This is a genomic window from Levilactobacillus spicheri DSM 15429, from assembly GCF_001435095.1.
GTDB lineage: Bacteria > Bacillota > Bacilli > Lactobacillales > Lactobacillaceae > Levilactobacillus > Levilactobacillus spicheri.
The window spans coordinates 50047-64295 of record NZ_AZFC01000026.1 but is presented as its reverse complement, the minus strand read 5'-3'; the positions used below and the strand labels follow the sequence as shown (position 1 = coordinate 64295).

The 14249-nt window shown below is 53.2% G+C and carries 16 protein-coding genes; 9 read left to right on the top strand and 7 right to left on the bottom strand.

Annotation, left to right across the window (positions count from 1 at the left end; all coding sequences use genetic code 11):
• Nucleotides 1–36 precede the first annotated feature (36 nt).
• Nucleotides 37–246: a helix-turn-helix domain-containing protein gene (locus FD37_RS08060; RefSeq protein WP_162256124.1), complete on the bottom strand. Its 210-nt coding sequence runs from the start codon at nt 244–246 to the stop codon at nt 37–39.
• An 89-nt stretch (nt 247–335) separates the two neighbouring features.
• On the opposite strand from FD37_RS08060, the gene FD37_RS08055 reads away from it, so the two are divergent.
• A complete protein-coding gene (locus FD37_RS08055) occupies nt 336–1541 on the top strand; it encodes an MFS transporter (protein WP_056964677.1) in 1206 nt (401 codons plus the stop codon).
• A 76-nt stretch (nt 1542–1617) separates the two neighbouring features.
• On the opposite strand, the gene FD37_RS08050 is transcribed toward FD37_RS08055, so the two are convergent.
• Nucleotides 1618–2379, bottom strand: coding sequence for a glucose 1-dehydrogenase (locus FD37_RS08050; protein WP_045807435.1), 762 nt, complete (start codon nt 2377–2379; stop codon nt 1618–1620).
• Nucleotides 2380–2567: 188 nt separating this feature from the next.
• On the opposite strand from FD37_RS08050, the gene FD37_RS08045 reads away from it, so the two are divergent.
• Both FD37_RS08045 and FD37_RS08040 read left to right on the top strand, forming a co-directional pair.
• Nucleotides 2568–3446 carry an NAD(P)H-binding protein gene (locus FD37_RS08045; protein WP_056964675.1) on the top strand — a complete coding sequence of 293 codons (879 nt, stop codon included), beginning with the start codon at nt 2568–2570 and terminating at the stop codon, nt 3444–3446.
• Nucleotides 3447–3461: 15 nt separating this feature from the next.
• Nucleotides 3462–3899, top strand: a complete 438-nt coding sequence (locus tag FD37_RS08040) for an Rrf2 family transcriptional regulator (protein WP_045807434.1) — start codon at nt 3462–3464, stop codon at nt 3897–3899.
• Between the two features lie 280 nt (nt 3900–4179).
• On the opposite strand, the gene FD37_RS08035 is transcribed toward FD37_RS08040, so the two are convergent.
• The 5 genes from FD37_RS08035 to FD37_RS08015 all read right to left on the bottom strand — a co-directional run bounded on the left by FD37_RS08035 (nt 4180) and on the right by FD37_RS08015 (nt 8206).
• Complete coding sequence (locus FD37_RS08035; protein ID WP_045807433.1) at nt 4180–5136, bottom strand: Dyp-type peroxidase; 957 nt, start codon at nt 5134–5136, stop codon at nt 4180–4182.
• A gap of 109 nt (nt 5137–5245) precedes the next feature.
• Entirely contained in the window at nt 5246–5614 is a 369-nt protein-coding gene (locus FD37_RS08030) for a winged helix-turn-helix transcriptional regulator (RefSeq protein ID WP_045807432.1), read from the bottom strand.
• Between the two features lie 408 nt (nt 5615–6022).
• Nucleotides 6023–6673 (bottom strand): TetR/AcrR family transcriptional regulator, encoded by a 651-nt coding sequence (locus FD37_RS08025; RefSeq protein WP_045807431.1) that lies wholly within the window; start codon nt 6671–6673, stop codon nt 6023–6025.
• Nucleotides 6674–6788: 115 nt separating this feature from the next.
• The gene (locus FD37_RS08020; RefSeq protein ID WP_045807430.1) at nt 6789–7061 is read right to left on the bottom strand and encodes a hypothetical protein; all 273 of its coding nucleotides are present in this window, start codon (nt 7059–7061) and stop codon (nt 6789–6791) included.
• Nucleotides 7062–7252: 191 nt separating this feature from the next.
• Nucleotides 7253–8206, bottom strand: coding sequence for an aldo/keto reductase (locus FD37_RS08015; protein ID WP_045807429.1), 954 nt, complete (start codon nt 8204–8206; stop codon nt 7253–7255).
• A gap of 901 nt (nt 8207–9107) precedes the next feature.
• On the opposite strand from FD37_RS08015, the gene FD37_RS08010 reads away from it, so the two are divergent.
• From FD37_RS08010 to FD37_RS07990, 6 genes are all read left to right on the top strand, one after another.
• Complete coding sequence (locus FD37_RS08010) at nt 9108–9863, top strand: ABC transporter ATP-binding protein (RefSeq protein ID WP_056964672.1); 756 nt, start codon at nt 9108–9110, stop codon at nt 9861–9863.
• A 13-nt stretch (nt 9864–9876) separates the two neighbouring features.
• Nucleotides 9877–11700 carry an FtsX-like permease family protein gene (locus FD37_RS08005; protein ID WP_056964670.1) on the top strand — a complete coding sequence of 608 codons (1824 nt, stop codon included), beginning with the start codon at nt 9877–9879 and terminating at the stop codon, nt 11698–11700.
• Nucleotides 11701–11731: 31 nt separating this feature from the next.
• The gene (locus FD37_RS08000) at nt 11732–12100 is read left to right on the top strand and encodes a GntR family transcriptional regulator (RefSeq protein ID WP_045807426.1); all 369 of its coding nucleotides are present in this window, start codon (nt 11732–11734) and stop codon (nt 12098–12100) included.
• A gap of 320 nt (nt 12101–12420) precedes the next feature.
• A complete protein-coding gene (locus FD37_RS12815) occupies nt 12421–12840 on the top strand; it encodes an MFS transporter (RefSeq protein WP_147007756.1) in 420 nt (139 codons plus the stop codon).
• A gap of 36 nt (nt 12841–12876) precedes the next feature.
• A complete protein-coding gene (locus tag FD37_RS07995; RefSeq protein ID WP_147007755.1) occupies nt 12877–13647 on the top strand; it encodes an MFS transporter in 771 nt (256 codons plus the stop codon).
• 182 nt (nt 13648–13829) lie between these two features.
• Nucleotides 13830–14234, top strand: coding sequence for an iron-sulfur cluster biosynthesis family protein (locus FD37_RS07990; RefSeq protein ID WP_045807425.1), 405 nt, complete (start codon nt 13830–13832; stop codon nt 14232–14234).
• Nucleotides 14235–14249 lie beyond the last annotated feature (15 nt).

Here is a 14249-nt window from a genome sequence, read left to right as displayed (position 1 = left end):
CCTTGATGGTTTTTTCTGTCCACTTAAATGTTCAACTTAAATTTTACAATCTGCCAGATACTTAAACTCGTCATAGGACACATGTAACCCTTTAAGAAGTGCTTCAAATTTATTAAGCCCGATATTAGATTCGTTTCTTTCAACCTTTGAGATAAAGGTCGCTGACACGTCGTTGTTTGCCAGGTCTTTTAATTTTAACCCTTTGCTCTCTCTGATTTGTCGTAGTGTTTCGCCAATTGTTTTCATGAAAGCACCCCCAATTGTCCTATATGGCATCATTATAAAACACTCATTTTATGCCTGCTATTATTATAGGCAATAAAGGAGGGGGAGCTGTGAATAATAAGAATATTATCCTATTTGGTCAGTTCATAAACGAATTTGGCAGTGGATTTTCGCGAATTGCGCTAATTATTCTGACAACAGATTGGTTCCGTAATCCAATTTATGTCGGCATTCTAACGTTTAGTATCTTTGTCCCTGAAATTCTATTGGCGGCGCCCATTGGCTATTTTGTTGATCAGAAGTCACATTTAAAGTGGCTACTGATACAAAGTTGTGTAGCCGCCGCAGCTTCTGTGATTGCCATTTTTCTGTGCGTATATATTAATTTAAAAAGCTTCGTACTTTTAGTGATTTGTGCGGTTGTTTACGATGTCTTTTCAGAATTTTTCGATCCAATAGTCGTAAAGCTAACGGTACAACTTTTTGAAAAAGATGAATATAACAAGATTAATGCGGCCATCAGTACCGCACGAACTAGTGCCGGACTTTTTTCCGGAGTCCTGGTAACCGGTCTGACCAGTTTTATGCCGATTGAATATTTGTTCCTATTCGATTTTCTTTCTTATGTCGTTGTTGGCTTGATTCTACTAAGATTATCTGAGCCAAAGACAGCAACGCGTCCCTTCATGGGAAACGCTGGGGGAGAGTACAAAAGCAATCTTTGGAACAGCTTCGGATTTGTTAAACAATTACTGCACGATTTTCCCCCGTTGACGCCCGTATTAGTGACGGCACTCCTCTTCAATGTTCTGTTAGCGCCCAATAGTGTTTACTTTTCCCAAATGTCAGGCGAAGTTTTTCAGAATGTAAAGCTAATGGGAGTCATGGACTCGTTTTTCTCAGTCGGCTTTTTGATGGGATCTATTATTTACAGACTTAGTTATGAGAGAGTAAGAATTCATACCTTTCTCCAAATTGCAATTGTTCAAGTTCCTGCCTCATTTTTATTATTTGGGGAATCCCAAAATATTGTTGCAACTCTTGTTGGATTGCTACTTTTGGGAGCTGCGTTGCCCTTTTTTAACATTTCATCTAAGACGGTCTTGCAACGTGTCATTCCAGAATCAAGATTAGCAACTGTTTCTAATAGTTACTTCTCACTGATCAATTTAACGCAGCCAATTGGATTATTGGGCATCCCAATGCTCATTAACCTCTTGGGGATTCGGATGTTCAGCTTAGTTGCCGGTATTTCCTATTTGGGCCTGGCGCTTATCATCTTGGCAATGAGAAAAATTTCTCCTGCTTTGGATTGAGGCGCAAGCTAAAAAAACGTCTGAGGGACGATTAATCTCTCAGGCGTTTTTGCATGGTGATTTAAAATGGTCAGTTTTAGTAGCTCGTCCAGCCCCCGTCGACCGGAACGATGACGCCGTTCACGTAGCTGGCGGCGTCGGAGACCAGGAAGAGCGCCGTTTGGGCGATCTCGTCACCGGACCCCGGTTGGGGAGAGAGTGGCATACCGATGCTCTGGCGCGACAAGCCCTCGTGGTTGATGTCGCCCATCGAGTCGGCGATGTTGGTCTTGATGCCCCCCGGCGCGATGGCGTTGGTCCGGATGCCCTGGTTCTCGTACATGTAAGCCGTGTTCTTGGTCAGGCCGACCACGGCGTGCTTGGAAGCAGTGTAGGCGGCCCCGGCCCGGCCACCGGCAATTCCGCCGACCGACGCGATGTTTAAGATGACCCCGTGCTTTTGCTTGGTGAATAGCCGCAGCGCCTCACGGGTCGCCAGCATCACGCTGGTGGTATTGACCGTCATGACCTTGTCCCACAGCTCGGTGGTCAGGGTGCCGACGGGTGACATGTTGTCCATAATCCCGGCGTTGTTGACCAGGATGTCGAGGTGGCCGTAGTGGTCCACGGCGGCCTGGACCATAGCGGTCACCTGGGCCTCGTTGGTGACGTCAGTCGGAACGGCCACGGCGGTGTTGCCCGCGTCGGTCACGGCCTTGACCGTCTCGTTCAGTCGGTCCTGGTTGACGTCGGCCGCGACGACCTTGGCGCCTTCCTTGGCGAACAGCTCGGCCATGGACCGGCCCATGCCGGACCCAGCGCCCGTGACGATGGCGACTTTATCGGTTAATTGCCCCATATAAATCACTCCCTTAATAAATTCACCCTTATTATACCTTTTTTCCGCCCAAGCGGCGCCGAATTTGCAGGGGAAAAACGGATGGACTTGACAAGTGGGAGAAATGGTGTAACAATATGAGTAACACTTAATGTGATTGTAAAAGTAACAGGTAAGCACCTCCCGTAAAAGGAAAGGAAGTTTTGCTGATGAAGTACGTTGTCACCGGTGCGACCGGGCATTTAGGCCGGCAGGTCGTGGCCCAACTGATGCAATTGACCGCCCCGACCACCATCACGCTAGGCGTGCACACCCCGGCCAAGGCCGCCGACCTGGCGGCACTGGGAATGGCGGTCCAGCCGCTCGACTACCAGGATCCGACCAGCGTGCGGGCCGTCCTGACCGGCGCCGACGTGGCCATCTACATCCCCAGCAAGAGCCACACCAGCTTCAGCCGGGTCCAGGAGTTCGAAAACGTGGTGACCGCGGCTGAGGCCGCTCGCGTGGGACACTTTCTGGTCATGGGGTTCATTGCCGACCAGGCGACCAACCCCTTCGACCTGTCGGCCTTTTACGGCTACGTGCCCCGGCGCCTGGCTGAGACGGACTTGTCCTACACCATCCTGCGCAACGCCCTGTACGCCGACCCGCTGGTGCCGTACCTGCCCGAGCTGATTGCGCGGGGCAACGTGATCTACCCCATGGGGGACGCGTCGTTGAGCTTCATCAGTCTGGCCGAGAGCGCCGCGGCCTTCGCCAAGGTCGCGGTCACGCCGCAACTCTGGACCCACCTCAGCTACACGCTGACCCAGGAGCGCTCCTACACCATGCCGGCACTGGCGCGGGTCTTAAGCCAGGTCGCGCAGGCGCCCATCGGGTACGCGCCGGTGACGCTGCAGCAGTTCGCCGACCTTTACAATGAAGGCAACGAGGGGCACATGCTGGCTTCGATGTACGCCGGCGGGGCCCAGGGACTGTTGGCCACGGTGACCGCTGACTTCCGTCGGATCATGGGCCGGCCCGCCCAGTCGTTGCCGGACTTCTTGACGGCACAGCTGGCCGCGGGGGATAATGGCGCTAAACACTAGAAACGAGGGATGACCATGCGGTATTCGCATAAACTCAGCGACGCCGTACACATTTTGGCGTACGTGGAGATCTATCATGACAGCGACCTGTCCAGCGGGGCCATCGCCGCCAGCGTGGAGTCCAATCCGGCGCTGATTCGGCGGTTGATGAGCGCGCTGCGGCGGGCCGACCTGCTGACCACGCAACAGGGGACCGCCCAGCCGCGGCTGACCCGGGAGCCGGCCGTGATCTCCCTGCTGGACATTTACCGGGCCGTCGAGGACAACGACAACCTGCTGCACGTCGACGACAAGACCAACCCCCAGTGCATCGTGGGGGGCAACATCCAGGAGACGTTGCGCGGGGCCTACCAACAGGTCCAGCGTGCCGCGGAGAATCAGATGGCCCAGATCAAGTTGGCCGACCTGATCACCGAGATCTGGACGCGCGAGAAGCAACGGGAAACGCTATAGAAAATGAAAGATCGCGTGGGTTTGGGACGAAACGTCTCAAGCCCTTTTTGTGTTTTACCGGAAGGGGCCGGGGACCTTTGGAAGCGAGACAGGCCACTTTCGCGCTGGGGCCAGACCGCCGGACGGGTTTCAGAAAACTAGGCGGTTCGCCAAATTATTTGAGAGAAAAACGGGTGAGGAGATACATCGTCCGTATAGTGTTTAAAATTCTACAGTAGATGAAAAAATACCCCCATCCGCCGGTCGCGGGTGGGGGTATTTTGAGGCCATGTTGTAAAGGTTAGTGGAATTCGTCTTCCGCCATCTTGGCTAACAGGTCACGGGATGGGATGAAGAACATCTGGCCGCTGAGAATCTGGGAGAAGCTCAGCAGGTAGTCGCCCTGTTCCAGCATGTTCTTCAACATGCCCTTGGTGACCTTCCAGTGCCGAGCGTAGCCGATGAAGTAGGTCCCGGTCTTGCCGGAAGCCGGTGCGGAGTAAGGGACGTTCATCCGCACGATCTTCTGTTCCACGCCGTTTTCGGTAAACTTCGAAGCGACGTTGTGGGCGTTCTTGAACTTGTCGGCGTCGTCCAGTTCGTAATCACTGAACTTTTCCCGACCCACGGCCTTTTCCTGGTCTTCGGTCGTCAGGTGGTTCCAGACGGGCATGTCGTGGAGCCACTTCTGCGCGAAGGCGTAGGAGCCGTTCTCAAAGGTTGGATCTTCGTCACCGACCAAGGCGTAGTCGGCGGCGTCTTCAATGGCGGGCGCCTCGGTGCCGTCGATGAAGCCGATGATGGCCCGGCCTTCGAAGTAGCGGAAGCCTTGCGTTTCGTCGAGCACGCTGGTGATGCTATCGATGGCCCGCCGGAATTGCGTCTGGCACTCGTAGACGATGGCTTCGTTGCTGGCCCGAATGTGGAAGAACAGGTCGCCTTCCGTGGCGGGCATGCTGTACTTCGGCCCCTTTAAGGTCGTGTAAGTTTCCAGTTCTGCGGGCTTCGGTGCGTCCGGGAACAGGTAGTCCCAGGCGGCGTTGCTGATCCCGATGGAGACCTTGAGTTGTGAGCCCGTTTCCGGCTTGGCATCGCGGATGCGTAACGACCGAACGATGGCCTGTGAGCGGTCACAAAATTCTTGGAAGACCTCGCGTTCGTGCGCGGGATCCTGACGATTTAATTTCAGAACGGTGAATTGAACATGCTCCCCAGCATCCTTCCAGACATCTTGAGCGCGACTTGGATCGATTGACATGAAAATCCCCTCCTAAATGTTCTGTATCTAGCGTACAGAATCGGGGAGGGGGAGTCAATTGATAAGAATCATTCTAAACAAATCTTATTAATCACCAGATAAATTGGACCTAATCGGGCACGTCGTCGCGGGTCAGAATCCGGACGTCTTCGCCCGCATCTCGCCGGCGGTCGACGTTGTCTTCCCCCCAGACGCAGAGTTCGTGGAGAATCTGGACCAGTGTTTCCCCGTAGGCCGACAGGTGGTACTCCACGCGCGGGGGCACTTCCTTGTAGACCTGGCGCACGATGATATGGTCGGCCTCTAGTTCGCGCAGCTGCTGGGTCAGCATCTTCTGGGAAATCTGGGGGATCGCCCGGGACAGTTCCCCGGTGCGCATGGTGTGGTGGCGCAGGTGGCAAAGAATCACGGTCTTCCACTTGCCGCCGATGACGTCCATCGTGGCTTCGACGCCAATATGGTAAGTTTTTGTGGGCATGGTTGGGCCTCCTTGAGGTTTTTTCGTGAGTAATTTGAGCGTGACCGGTTCTGAGATTGGATGAAGGGGTCACGATTGCTTAAAATGGGCGCTTCACGCCGGCGAGCAAGCTGGTCGTAGTGGGCACGATTCTGAAGCCCTGTGAAAGGCGCACAGGTCTCCAGAACTCGGCCTTGATGTAAGCCGGCCAAGGACGCCAGCTAACATCAATTTCACCACGACCAGCAAGTCGCCTCTGTTACGCTGATACGGCGGGAAACACTCACTAAACGGGACAAATGGGTGCCAGGTGTGATGGTAACTCCTTTTTCAATGAAACGAGCCGTGCTACTAGTTGAGCAAGAAACGGTGGTAGCCTCGACTTGTCGTTTTGTCGGCATGAAGCGGTGATCATCGTTCATCATGCCGTTAAGGTGCCAGGACCTTCTCGAGTTCGGCGACCAGGTAGTGAGCCTGTTCCTCGTCGTCCCAGTCGCGCTCGGGGAAGAGGATGTAGCGGTCCATCACGTAGCCGCCGAGAATCGACATGATGTGGCGGAAGATGATGGCGAACGGCCAATCGACCACCAGCCCGCGGCGCTGGAAGTCGTGGATGACGACCTTGAAGGTGTCGACGAACGAGGCGGGGGCCCCGGCCAGGAACTCCTGGCGCAGGTCGGCGTTGTAGAGCAGTTCGCTGAGAAAGACCTTGATGGCGTCCTGGTTCTCGTCGGCGAAGGCCATGCGGTTGCGCACGAAGAAGTCGAGAAAGTCGTGCAGGTTGGTCATGGGCTGCTTGAGCGTCTCCCGTTGCAGTTCGGTCAGAACGTCGGGGATGATCTGCTTGATGATGGGTTCCAAAGCGATACGCAGGATATTAGCCTTAGACTTGAAGTGCTTGAACATGGTGCCCTCAGACTGGTGGGCGGCCACGGCGATTTGGTGGGTGCTGGTGTTGGCGTAGCCTTGTTCGGCGAAGAGGCGGATGCTGGTGATCAGCACGTCCTTTTGTTTTTGGGTGAGTTCCTTGGTGGCGTTGATCGCCGCGGGAAACGCATCGAGAATTTTTTTGTTGGGCATGGGGAAGACTCCTTTGTAGATGACACTATCCCTATTTTAGCTGATATTCTCAAAAACGGGTAACGTCAAATGGCGTTACCCGTTTTTGAGAATCGATCAGTGTGGTGGTGCAGCACTAGTGTTGCTGTGCGGTGGCGTGCGTGCTGCGGTAAGCCAGGTAGAATTGGATGATCGCTAAGACGACGTTGACCCAGTTTACGGTGGTGAACCACCCGGAGAGGGCGGCGACACTGGCGGCCCCGTAGAACGCCCAGAAGCCCCAGATAATGGCGATCACGTTGATCCAACCAAACCACTTCATCAATGCTTGGTTATGCGTGGCAAAGCAGGTCCAAACGCCGTTAACAATCAGCCAAATAGCTAAGATCCAAAAAGTCGTCGTGAACATTCCGAAAATCCCCTTTCTTTGTCGAGCGAGTAATCACTCGCCCTACGAACACCTTCATAATACCACCAAACGGAAAAAGCACAAGGGGCTTTTGAAAAAAGTTTTGGGGGTAGATCTTGTCCGGATGACGGCCGCAAAAAAGGCGCCGTGACCAGGGCCACGACGCCGCATGCGTGAAATGATTTGAGAATTTAAGGTAAGACGTTGCCGGCTGAGAAGTAGATGTCGTACCATTCCTGCTTGGTCAGCTGCACGTCGGCTCCGGCGGCACTGTCCGCGATGTGCTTGGGATTCATGGTTCCTAAGAGCACTTGGATGTTCGCGGGGTGGCGTAAGATCCAGGCGACGGCGATGCCGTTCTTGGAGACGCCGTACTTGTCGGCCAACTTTTGTAGTTCGGCGTTCAAGTCCTTGAACTTCGGGTCGTTGATGAACATGCCTTCGAACATCCCGTATTGGAACGGTGACCAGGCTTGGATGGTCACGTGGTTGCGCCGTGAGAATTCGAGGATGCCGCTGTCGTGGTCGACGGACCACTTGTCGTCCATGTTGACGTGCATGCCGGCGTCGATCATCCCGGTGTGGGCGGCGCTGAATTGCAGCTGGTTGAACATCAGCTTCTGGTCAACGGCGGCTTGGACCATCAGATACTGTTGCACGCCGAAGTTGGAGACCCCGAAGTGCCGAACCTTGCCCTCACGTTGCAGGGTGTTAAAGGCGTCGGCGACCTCTTCCGGTTCCATCAGGGGATCCGGCCGGTGCAGTAAGAAGGCGTCCAGGTAATCCAGCCCCATCCGGGACAGGATGCCATCGACGGCGTCCAGCAGGTGTTGCTTAGAGAAGTCGTAGCGCTTCCCGAAGACCAGACCATCGTGGCTCCGAGCGGGGTCTAAGACGATGCCCCCCTTGGATTGGATGTAGAAGTCGTCGCGGGACAGGCTTGATGCGGCCAGTGCGTCCTTGAATTTACGTTCGGACGCCCCGTCACCGTAAATATCGGCAGAGTCAATGTAGGTAATGCCAGCGTCATGGGCGGCCTCCAGGGCCTTGGCAGCATCGGCAACGGACAGGTCCGCCATCCGCATGATGCCCAGGGCTACAGCGGAGGCTTGCCAGTTGGTGCCGCCTAAGTTGAGTTGTTTCATGCCAAAAATCCTTCTTTCTAATAGTTTTGTCTTACACAGTTTAAAGTTTACCCCTAAAGCCGGTGAGTCGCGAATAATCGGCTCGTTGTGGACGGTGGGTAACTTAAAGGGGAACACGGTGAAGCGGGTGATGGGTGACCGGGCGTAGATTTAATTGAATGAGGATGACAGTCGCTTCACGCCGGCGAAGGTCAGCGCCTCCCGGTCGGTCAGAATTGGGCTGGAACGTAGCCGACACAACTTTGAGCTCCTCGCAAAGATCGCGACGATCTCAAAGCTTGGTCTTTCTGTAGCCCGGGAACCCCACCCGGACAACAGAAACGAGGCTACTGAGCCCGATTCCGACCTCCCTCCCGGCTCACATCGGCGGACTTGGTTAGAAAGTGCACACGTCACGCTAGTTAACTTCAATCAGAAGCGGCTGCCAATTAATTTCCCTCAACTGGGATTGGTCACGATTAGCCCACCATTCTAGGGGAATCGAAACGGTTAAACGTGAGAAACATACAATCACGATACCTTGGGCTGTTCAGCGATTATCAGTCACTGCTATGACGAGATTAGTTGCTAATTCGTCCCGTTCGTGGCCAGGGCCACCCTGTGTGAGCGCAACAGAGGCGACTTGATGGTCGTGGTGAAATTGATGTTGGCTGGGGTTCTTTCCCAGCCTACATCAAGGCCGAGTTCTGGAGACCTGTGGGGGTTTCACAGGGCTTCAGAATCGTGCCCACCACGACCATCTTGCTCGCCGGCATGGAGCGGATGATTTTATCTATGATAATGGTTTCTGGACGGGAAGTTTTCCACTAAATTCAGATTAGCGGTTGACTTTTCCACAAAAGCCGTTATAGTTAATTACACAAGTAACTAACCAATGAACTAACAAACGGGGGATTAACTCATGACCAATGCAGTCGTTGATGTGCATAACTTAGAAAAAACCTATGGCAAGGCCGGCGAACGGCCCTACACCGCCTTAAAGGGCCTGAACTTTTCCGTGGCGGCCGGCGAATTCGTCGGCATCATGGGAGCGTCCGGGTCGGGGAAGACCACGCTGTTGAACATGCTGTCCACGCTGGACACGCCGACCCAGGGGGACGTGCTGGTGAACGGTCACGACGTCACCAAGATGCGGGGCAACCAGTTGGCCGATTTTCGGGCCCAAGAAGTCGGCTTCATCTTCCAGGACTTTAACCTGCTCGAGAGCTTGACCGCCGAGGAAAACATCGGCCTGCCGCTGGCCCTGAAGGGGACCGCGTCCAAGGTGATGGACCAAGCCATCCAGAAGGTCGCCGCGACGCTGTCGATCACCGACCTGTTAAAGAAGTACCCGGCCCAACTCTCCGGGGGCCAGAAGCAACGGGTCGCCGCTGCCCGGGCCATCGTCCACGAACCCGCCATCCTGATGGGGGACGAACCCACCGGGGCGTTGGACTCGACCAGCGCCCGGGAGCTGCTGGACCTGCTGACCACCATTAACCGCGAACAACACATGTCCGTGCTGCTGGTGACCCACGATCCGTTCTCCGCCAGCTTCTGCCAGCGCATCCTGTTCATCAAGGACGGCCAGATTGGGTCCGAATTGAAGCGGGGCGACCAGGACCGAAAGGACTTTTACCAACAGATTTTGACCGAATTAGGAACGTTTAGCGAATAAGGGGGAGCCAGGAATGTTAACGAAATTAGCTTTAGCCGGCGTGAAGAACCGGCGCCGGGACTACCTGGTGTTATTGGCCGGGCTGACCATGTCGGCGGCCATCTTCTACATGTTCGCCAACCTGGCGACCAACCAGGCCTTCATCAAGGCCAACGCGGTGGTCAAGTCCGCCAGCGTGGTCTTCGGGTTCGGGGCGGTCTTACTGGCCCTGATCACCGTGGTCTACATTATGTACGCCAACTCATTTCTCCTGAGCATGCGCCAGCACGACTACGGCCTGTTCATGATGCTGGGGGCCAAGCGCAAGCGCGTCGGGGAATTGGTCTTCTTGGAAACGCTGATCTTAGGGACCGTCGCCACGGCGGTCGGCATCGGCTTGGGAATCCTGGCCAGCAAGTTTCTGGTCGGCTTTCTCCTCGACCAGCTGGGCCTGCACCTGAGCCACCTGACGTCGTTCTACCTGCCGGCCATCGGATTCACGGCCGTGCTGTACATCGGCCTGTTCATCCTGGCCTCGCTGTTCAACCTGACGCGGCTGATGCGGACCACGGTCCAGCAGCTCCTGCACGCCGACCAACAGGCCAACCAACCGAAAGTCCGGCCCGTGCGGCAATTTATCGCGGGAGTGGTCGGCATCCTGCTGGTCGCCGCGGGTTACTGGGCGATGGCCTCAATCGAAAGCCTGCAGCTGACCGCAATCCCCTTGGCACTGGTGACCATCACCATCGGGACCTACTTGATCTTCCACGCCACGGTGCTGGCCGTGATTCGGGGCCTGCGCAGGACCGGCTGGGCGCACCGGCATTTAAACGGCTTCCTGTTGGGCCAACTGAACTTCCGGGTGCACGACTACACGCGGATGCTGACCATCGTGTCCTTGCTGTTCGCCATGGCGCTGGGGGCCATCACCGTGGGGTCCGGCTACCACCGGCAAATGCCGATGACCGCCGACTCGCTGGGGTCCTACACCGTGGCCGTGCATGACGTCAACGCTCACCAACGGGCGTTGATCAAGCAACTCCACGTGGCGCACCAGGCCACCTACACCCAAAAGGTCGTGGGCAAGACTACCTACTACAACGCCACGGAGCTGCAAGCCCAGCCGTTCGAGCTGGCCAAGCCGATTCAGTCCACCGGGGGCCGGGCCAAGTTCTACACGCAGTCGTTGAAGACCTTTAAAAAGGACGGCGCCACCCGGATCGATTTCATGGTGCTGAACCCGCGTAAGTTAGGTGACTTTACGACACCGAAAATTCTCAGCGCCCGGGCCTTCCGGCAATTGAAGGGCCAGACGTACCGGGTGACCACGGTGCGCATCAAGCACATGCAAGACGACTTGAAGGTGCTGGCACAGCTCGACCGGAGTGAGCAGAAGCGATTTCCCGCGGCGGATGGCGGGGCGCTCACGGTCGGCACTTATCAGTCTTATCAACTGATGAACGGTATCTTCGGCGGCCTCGAGTTCATCGGGTACTTCCTGGGCATCGCCTTTCTGGCCATGCTGGCGTCGTGCCTGATGTTCAAGATCCTGTCCGGGGCCCCGGGCGACCTGCGGCGGTACGCGATGCTGAACAAGGTCGGGGTCCGGCGCGGCCTGATGCGCGGCAATCTGGCAAAAGAAATCGGGATTTTATTCGCAATTCCTGGTATCATGGGAATCGTAGACGTTCTGTTTGGGTTACAGATGTTTAAACCACTGATGGCAGCACCGATGAGCCCGTACCTGGGCATCGGGACCACGTTCTTGATCTTTATCGGCCTGTACGTGATCTATTACCTGATCACCTTGGGGCTGTACCTGAACCTGGTCATGCCAAGTGAGACCCGCCAGGACTAAGCCGAGTTCAAAAAGAATGTGAGATAACGCCATGAGATTTAACTTTGATAGTCCAGAACCCATCTATTTACAAGTGGCCGAGCAGGTCGAAGAAGCCATCTTCACGGGGGTCTATCAGGCCGGCGAACAGGTGCCGTCGACCACGGAAGTCTCCAAGGAATTTCACATCAATCCGGCGACCGTTCTCAAGGGGATGAACCGCTTGGTGGCCGCGGGGATGATTGAGAAACGGCGGGGCGTGGGGATGTTCGTGACCCCGACCGCCGAGGAGATGATCCGGGAGAAGCGCCGCGCGGAGTTCTACGAACGCTACGTGAGCCGTTTCACCGACGAGGCGAAGAAGCTGAACCTGTCCGAAGACGAGGTCATTGCTTTGATCAAACGCTCCTACACGTCGTAAGTTCATCACAGCTCAGGTCGGGAGATACTCCCGGCCTTTTTTGTAGTTGTCTTTAGGCCCGGTTGAGCACGCTAAAGCGTGTGAAACAACCCCCATCTACTTTGCGGGTGGATAACAATTTGGTTATACAAACTCATCCCTCAGCGAATTACAATAGAAGCGTCTGAAGCCGACATTGGGCTATACTGTTAAGGTGTTTAGTACGACACTACAACCAGAAATATTAGTTAGCTTAACGCCGTTTGTGCTTAGACTATTATTGCGGACCCAAAATCCGGTTACTCGGGGCGTATCTCCTTTCTTTTAGAGGGCGATTAATTATGAAACGTATAAAAAGGGTTGTCTTTAGTGATTTTCTAGGAACTTTAGCAATGGGATCCGTTACCACTTATGCATATTGGTATCTATACTACTGCACAAGAAATCAAACAATCGTTGCTAGCTTAGGAGCTCTTACAATGGCTGCTACTTTGTTATCATTCATCGGTGGCTATATTGCTGATCAATATAGTAAAGTGGAGGCATTGCGTGTAATTGGTATGTTACGATTGTTAATTATTGTAGTAGGGCTTCTCTTATTTTTAGTATGTAGACCCAACAAAGTTATTTTTTTAGTTGTTGTACTGAATGCATTAATCGGAATTGTATATGCTCCGCTCGTAGAAACTTTTCCACCAGTTTTGGTTACGAACAAAAAAGAGCTTTTTACGGTGAATTCTTGGGTTTCAGTTGCAAATTAAATTGCTACAGTCGGTTCCTCGGCAGTTTCGGTTGTCATGGTAATTTTAAAAAAACCTGTATCTGCATTTATCATTGTTGCTGTTTCACTGAGTCTTTCACTAATTTTGCTCTATCATCTACATGCAGATGTAGCACCTATAAATAAGCTTAAAATGAATGTAAATAAGGTGTTTTATGACTTCATAGCGGGATTGAAGTTAGTTATTCAGAACAGGTTGATTAGTTTTATGATACCGGTAGCATTAATTACAAATTTTTGCTTTTGGTCAATTTGGCTATTAATGCCAAAATATAGTATTGACTTGTTTGGAAGATTCAAAATTGTATATAACGTGATTGACATCTCATTCACTGTAGGTGGTATCATCGGTGCTTTAGTCTTTTCTAAACAACATAAATATTGGAATTCACCCAGAATCTATCCATACTTATTAGCTGGTCAAGCAATCATGCTAATTTTGTTAGGCGTTAATGCCATATTGCCGCATGAGCTTGTAAACGTTATATATATTGCTGTGATATGGATCGGTTATGGCGTATTGAACAGCATCTCGTCCGTAATCTATTTTTCAATTATCCAGATTTCTGCTAACTCTAAGAATATTGGTTTAATAGTTGGATCAGTACTAACGATTTTTTCAATTGCTAATCCAGTGGCTGCGTTGATGAGTGCACCTTTAGTTCGAGTTGCTAGTATATCAGAAATAGTAATTGTATTAGGCATCATTATGTTAATAGCTTCAATACCAGTATTTAGCTTGAAATTTCGGAAAGAACTGAATAAATATGGGCGCACGGAAATTTAAAATGATTGATTTGGGTTCAGATTTCAACATAAATAAAGCACAGATGCTTTTTTAGAGTGTAATTTCCCCAAATTTATCGCGTGTCGATGAGCTAATGACTTTACAGTGGATTGGGAGAGGTGTATAAAATAGTTGTGCGCAATTTAATTGCTAACAGGATAGAAGAAAAGAGGGCATTGAGAATGGAAATGAAGATTAAAGATGCTGCTAAGGATTACTTAGCCGAAAACGTTGCTGCCGGGAGCGTTTTGTTACTCACGACGGACGATGGCTCTAATCGCTATTCGACCATTGGCGGGTCATGTGCCATCGGCGACAAGTTCCAACTGGTCGCCCTGACCGAAAAGGACCCGGCTTACGAGATCCCCGTGGACAACAACGCGGGTTACCAACTCTGGACCAGTCAGACCGACGCCATCTACCTGGGCAACGGCCTGTCACTGGACCGGGTCCACAACCAGCTCGCCTTACGCGACGATAGTGGGATCATCGACAGCGCCGTGGGTCTGATCACCTATACCGCCGAGGAAAAGTCCAAGCTTGACTTGAAGAAGGAAATGCAGACGCTGGGTACGCGCATCTGCTAAGCACATCGCTCCCCA

Bases quoted from the DNA above. Each gene is read 5' to 3' on its own strand.
- FD37_RS08020 (WP_045807430.1), bottom strand. From the start codon at position 7,061: ATGTTCACGACGACTTTTTGGATCTTAGCTATTTGGCTGATTGTTAAC.
- FD37_RS08045 (WP_056964675.1), top strand. From the start codon at position 2,568: ATGAAGTACGTTGTCACCGGTGCGACCGGGCATTTAGGCCGGCAGGTC.
- FD37_RS08035 (WP_045807433.1), bottom strand. From the start codon at position 5,136: ATGTCAATCGATCCAAGTCGCGCTCAAGATGTCTGGAAGGATGCTGGG.
- FD37_RS08050 (WP_045807435.1), bottom strand. From the start codon at position 2,379: ATGGGGCAATTAACCGATAAAGTCGCCATCGTCACGGGCGCTGGGTCC.
- FD37_RS07995 (WP_147007755.1), top strand. From the start codon at position 12,877: ATGGTAATTTTAAAAAAACCTGTATCTGCATTTATCATTGTTGCTGTT.
- FD37_RS08010 (WP_056964672.1), top strand. From the start codon at position 9,108: ATGACCAATGCAGTCGTTGATGTGCATAACTTAGAAAAAACCTATGGC.
- FD37_RS08005 (WP_056964670.1), top strand. From the start codon at position 9,877: ATGTTAACGAAATTAGCTTTAGCCGGCGTGAAGAACCGGCGCCGGGAC.
- FD37_RS08015 (WP_045807429.1), bottom strand. From the start codon at position 8,206: ATGAAACAACTCAACTTAGGCGGCACCAACTGGCAAGCCTCCGCTGTA.
- FD37_RS08040 (WP_045807434.1), top strand. From the start codon at position 3,462: ATGCGGTATTCGCATAAACTCAGCGACGCCGTACACATTTTGGCGTAC.
- FD37_RS07990 (WP_045807425.1), top strand. From the start codon at position 13,830: ATGGAAATGAAGATTAAAGATGCTGCTAAGGATTACTTAGCCGAAAAC.
- FD37_RS08060 (WP_162256124.1), bottom strand. From the start codon at position 246: ATGAAAACAATTGGCGAAACACTACGACAAATCAGAGAGAGCAAAGGG.
- FD37_RS12815 (WP_147007756.1), top strand. From the start codon at position 12,421: ATGAAACGTATAAAAAGGGTTGTCTTTAGTGATTTTCTAGGAACTTTA.
- FD37_RS08030 (WP_045807432.1), bottom strand. From the start codon at position 5,614: ATGCCCACAAAAACTTACCATATTGGCGTCGAAGCCACGATGGACGTC.
- FD37_RS08000 (WP_045807426.1), top strand. From the start codon at position 11,732: ATGAGATTTAACTTTGATAGTCCAGAACCCATCTATTTACAAGTGGCC.
- FD37_RS08025 (WP_045807431.1), bottom strand. From the start codon at position 6,673: ATGCCCAACAAAAAAATTCTCGATGCGTTTCCCGCGGCGATCAACGCC.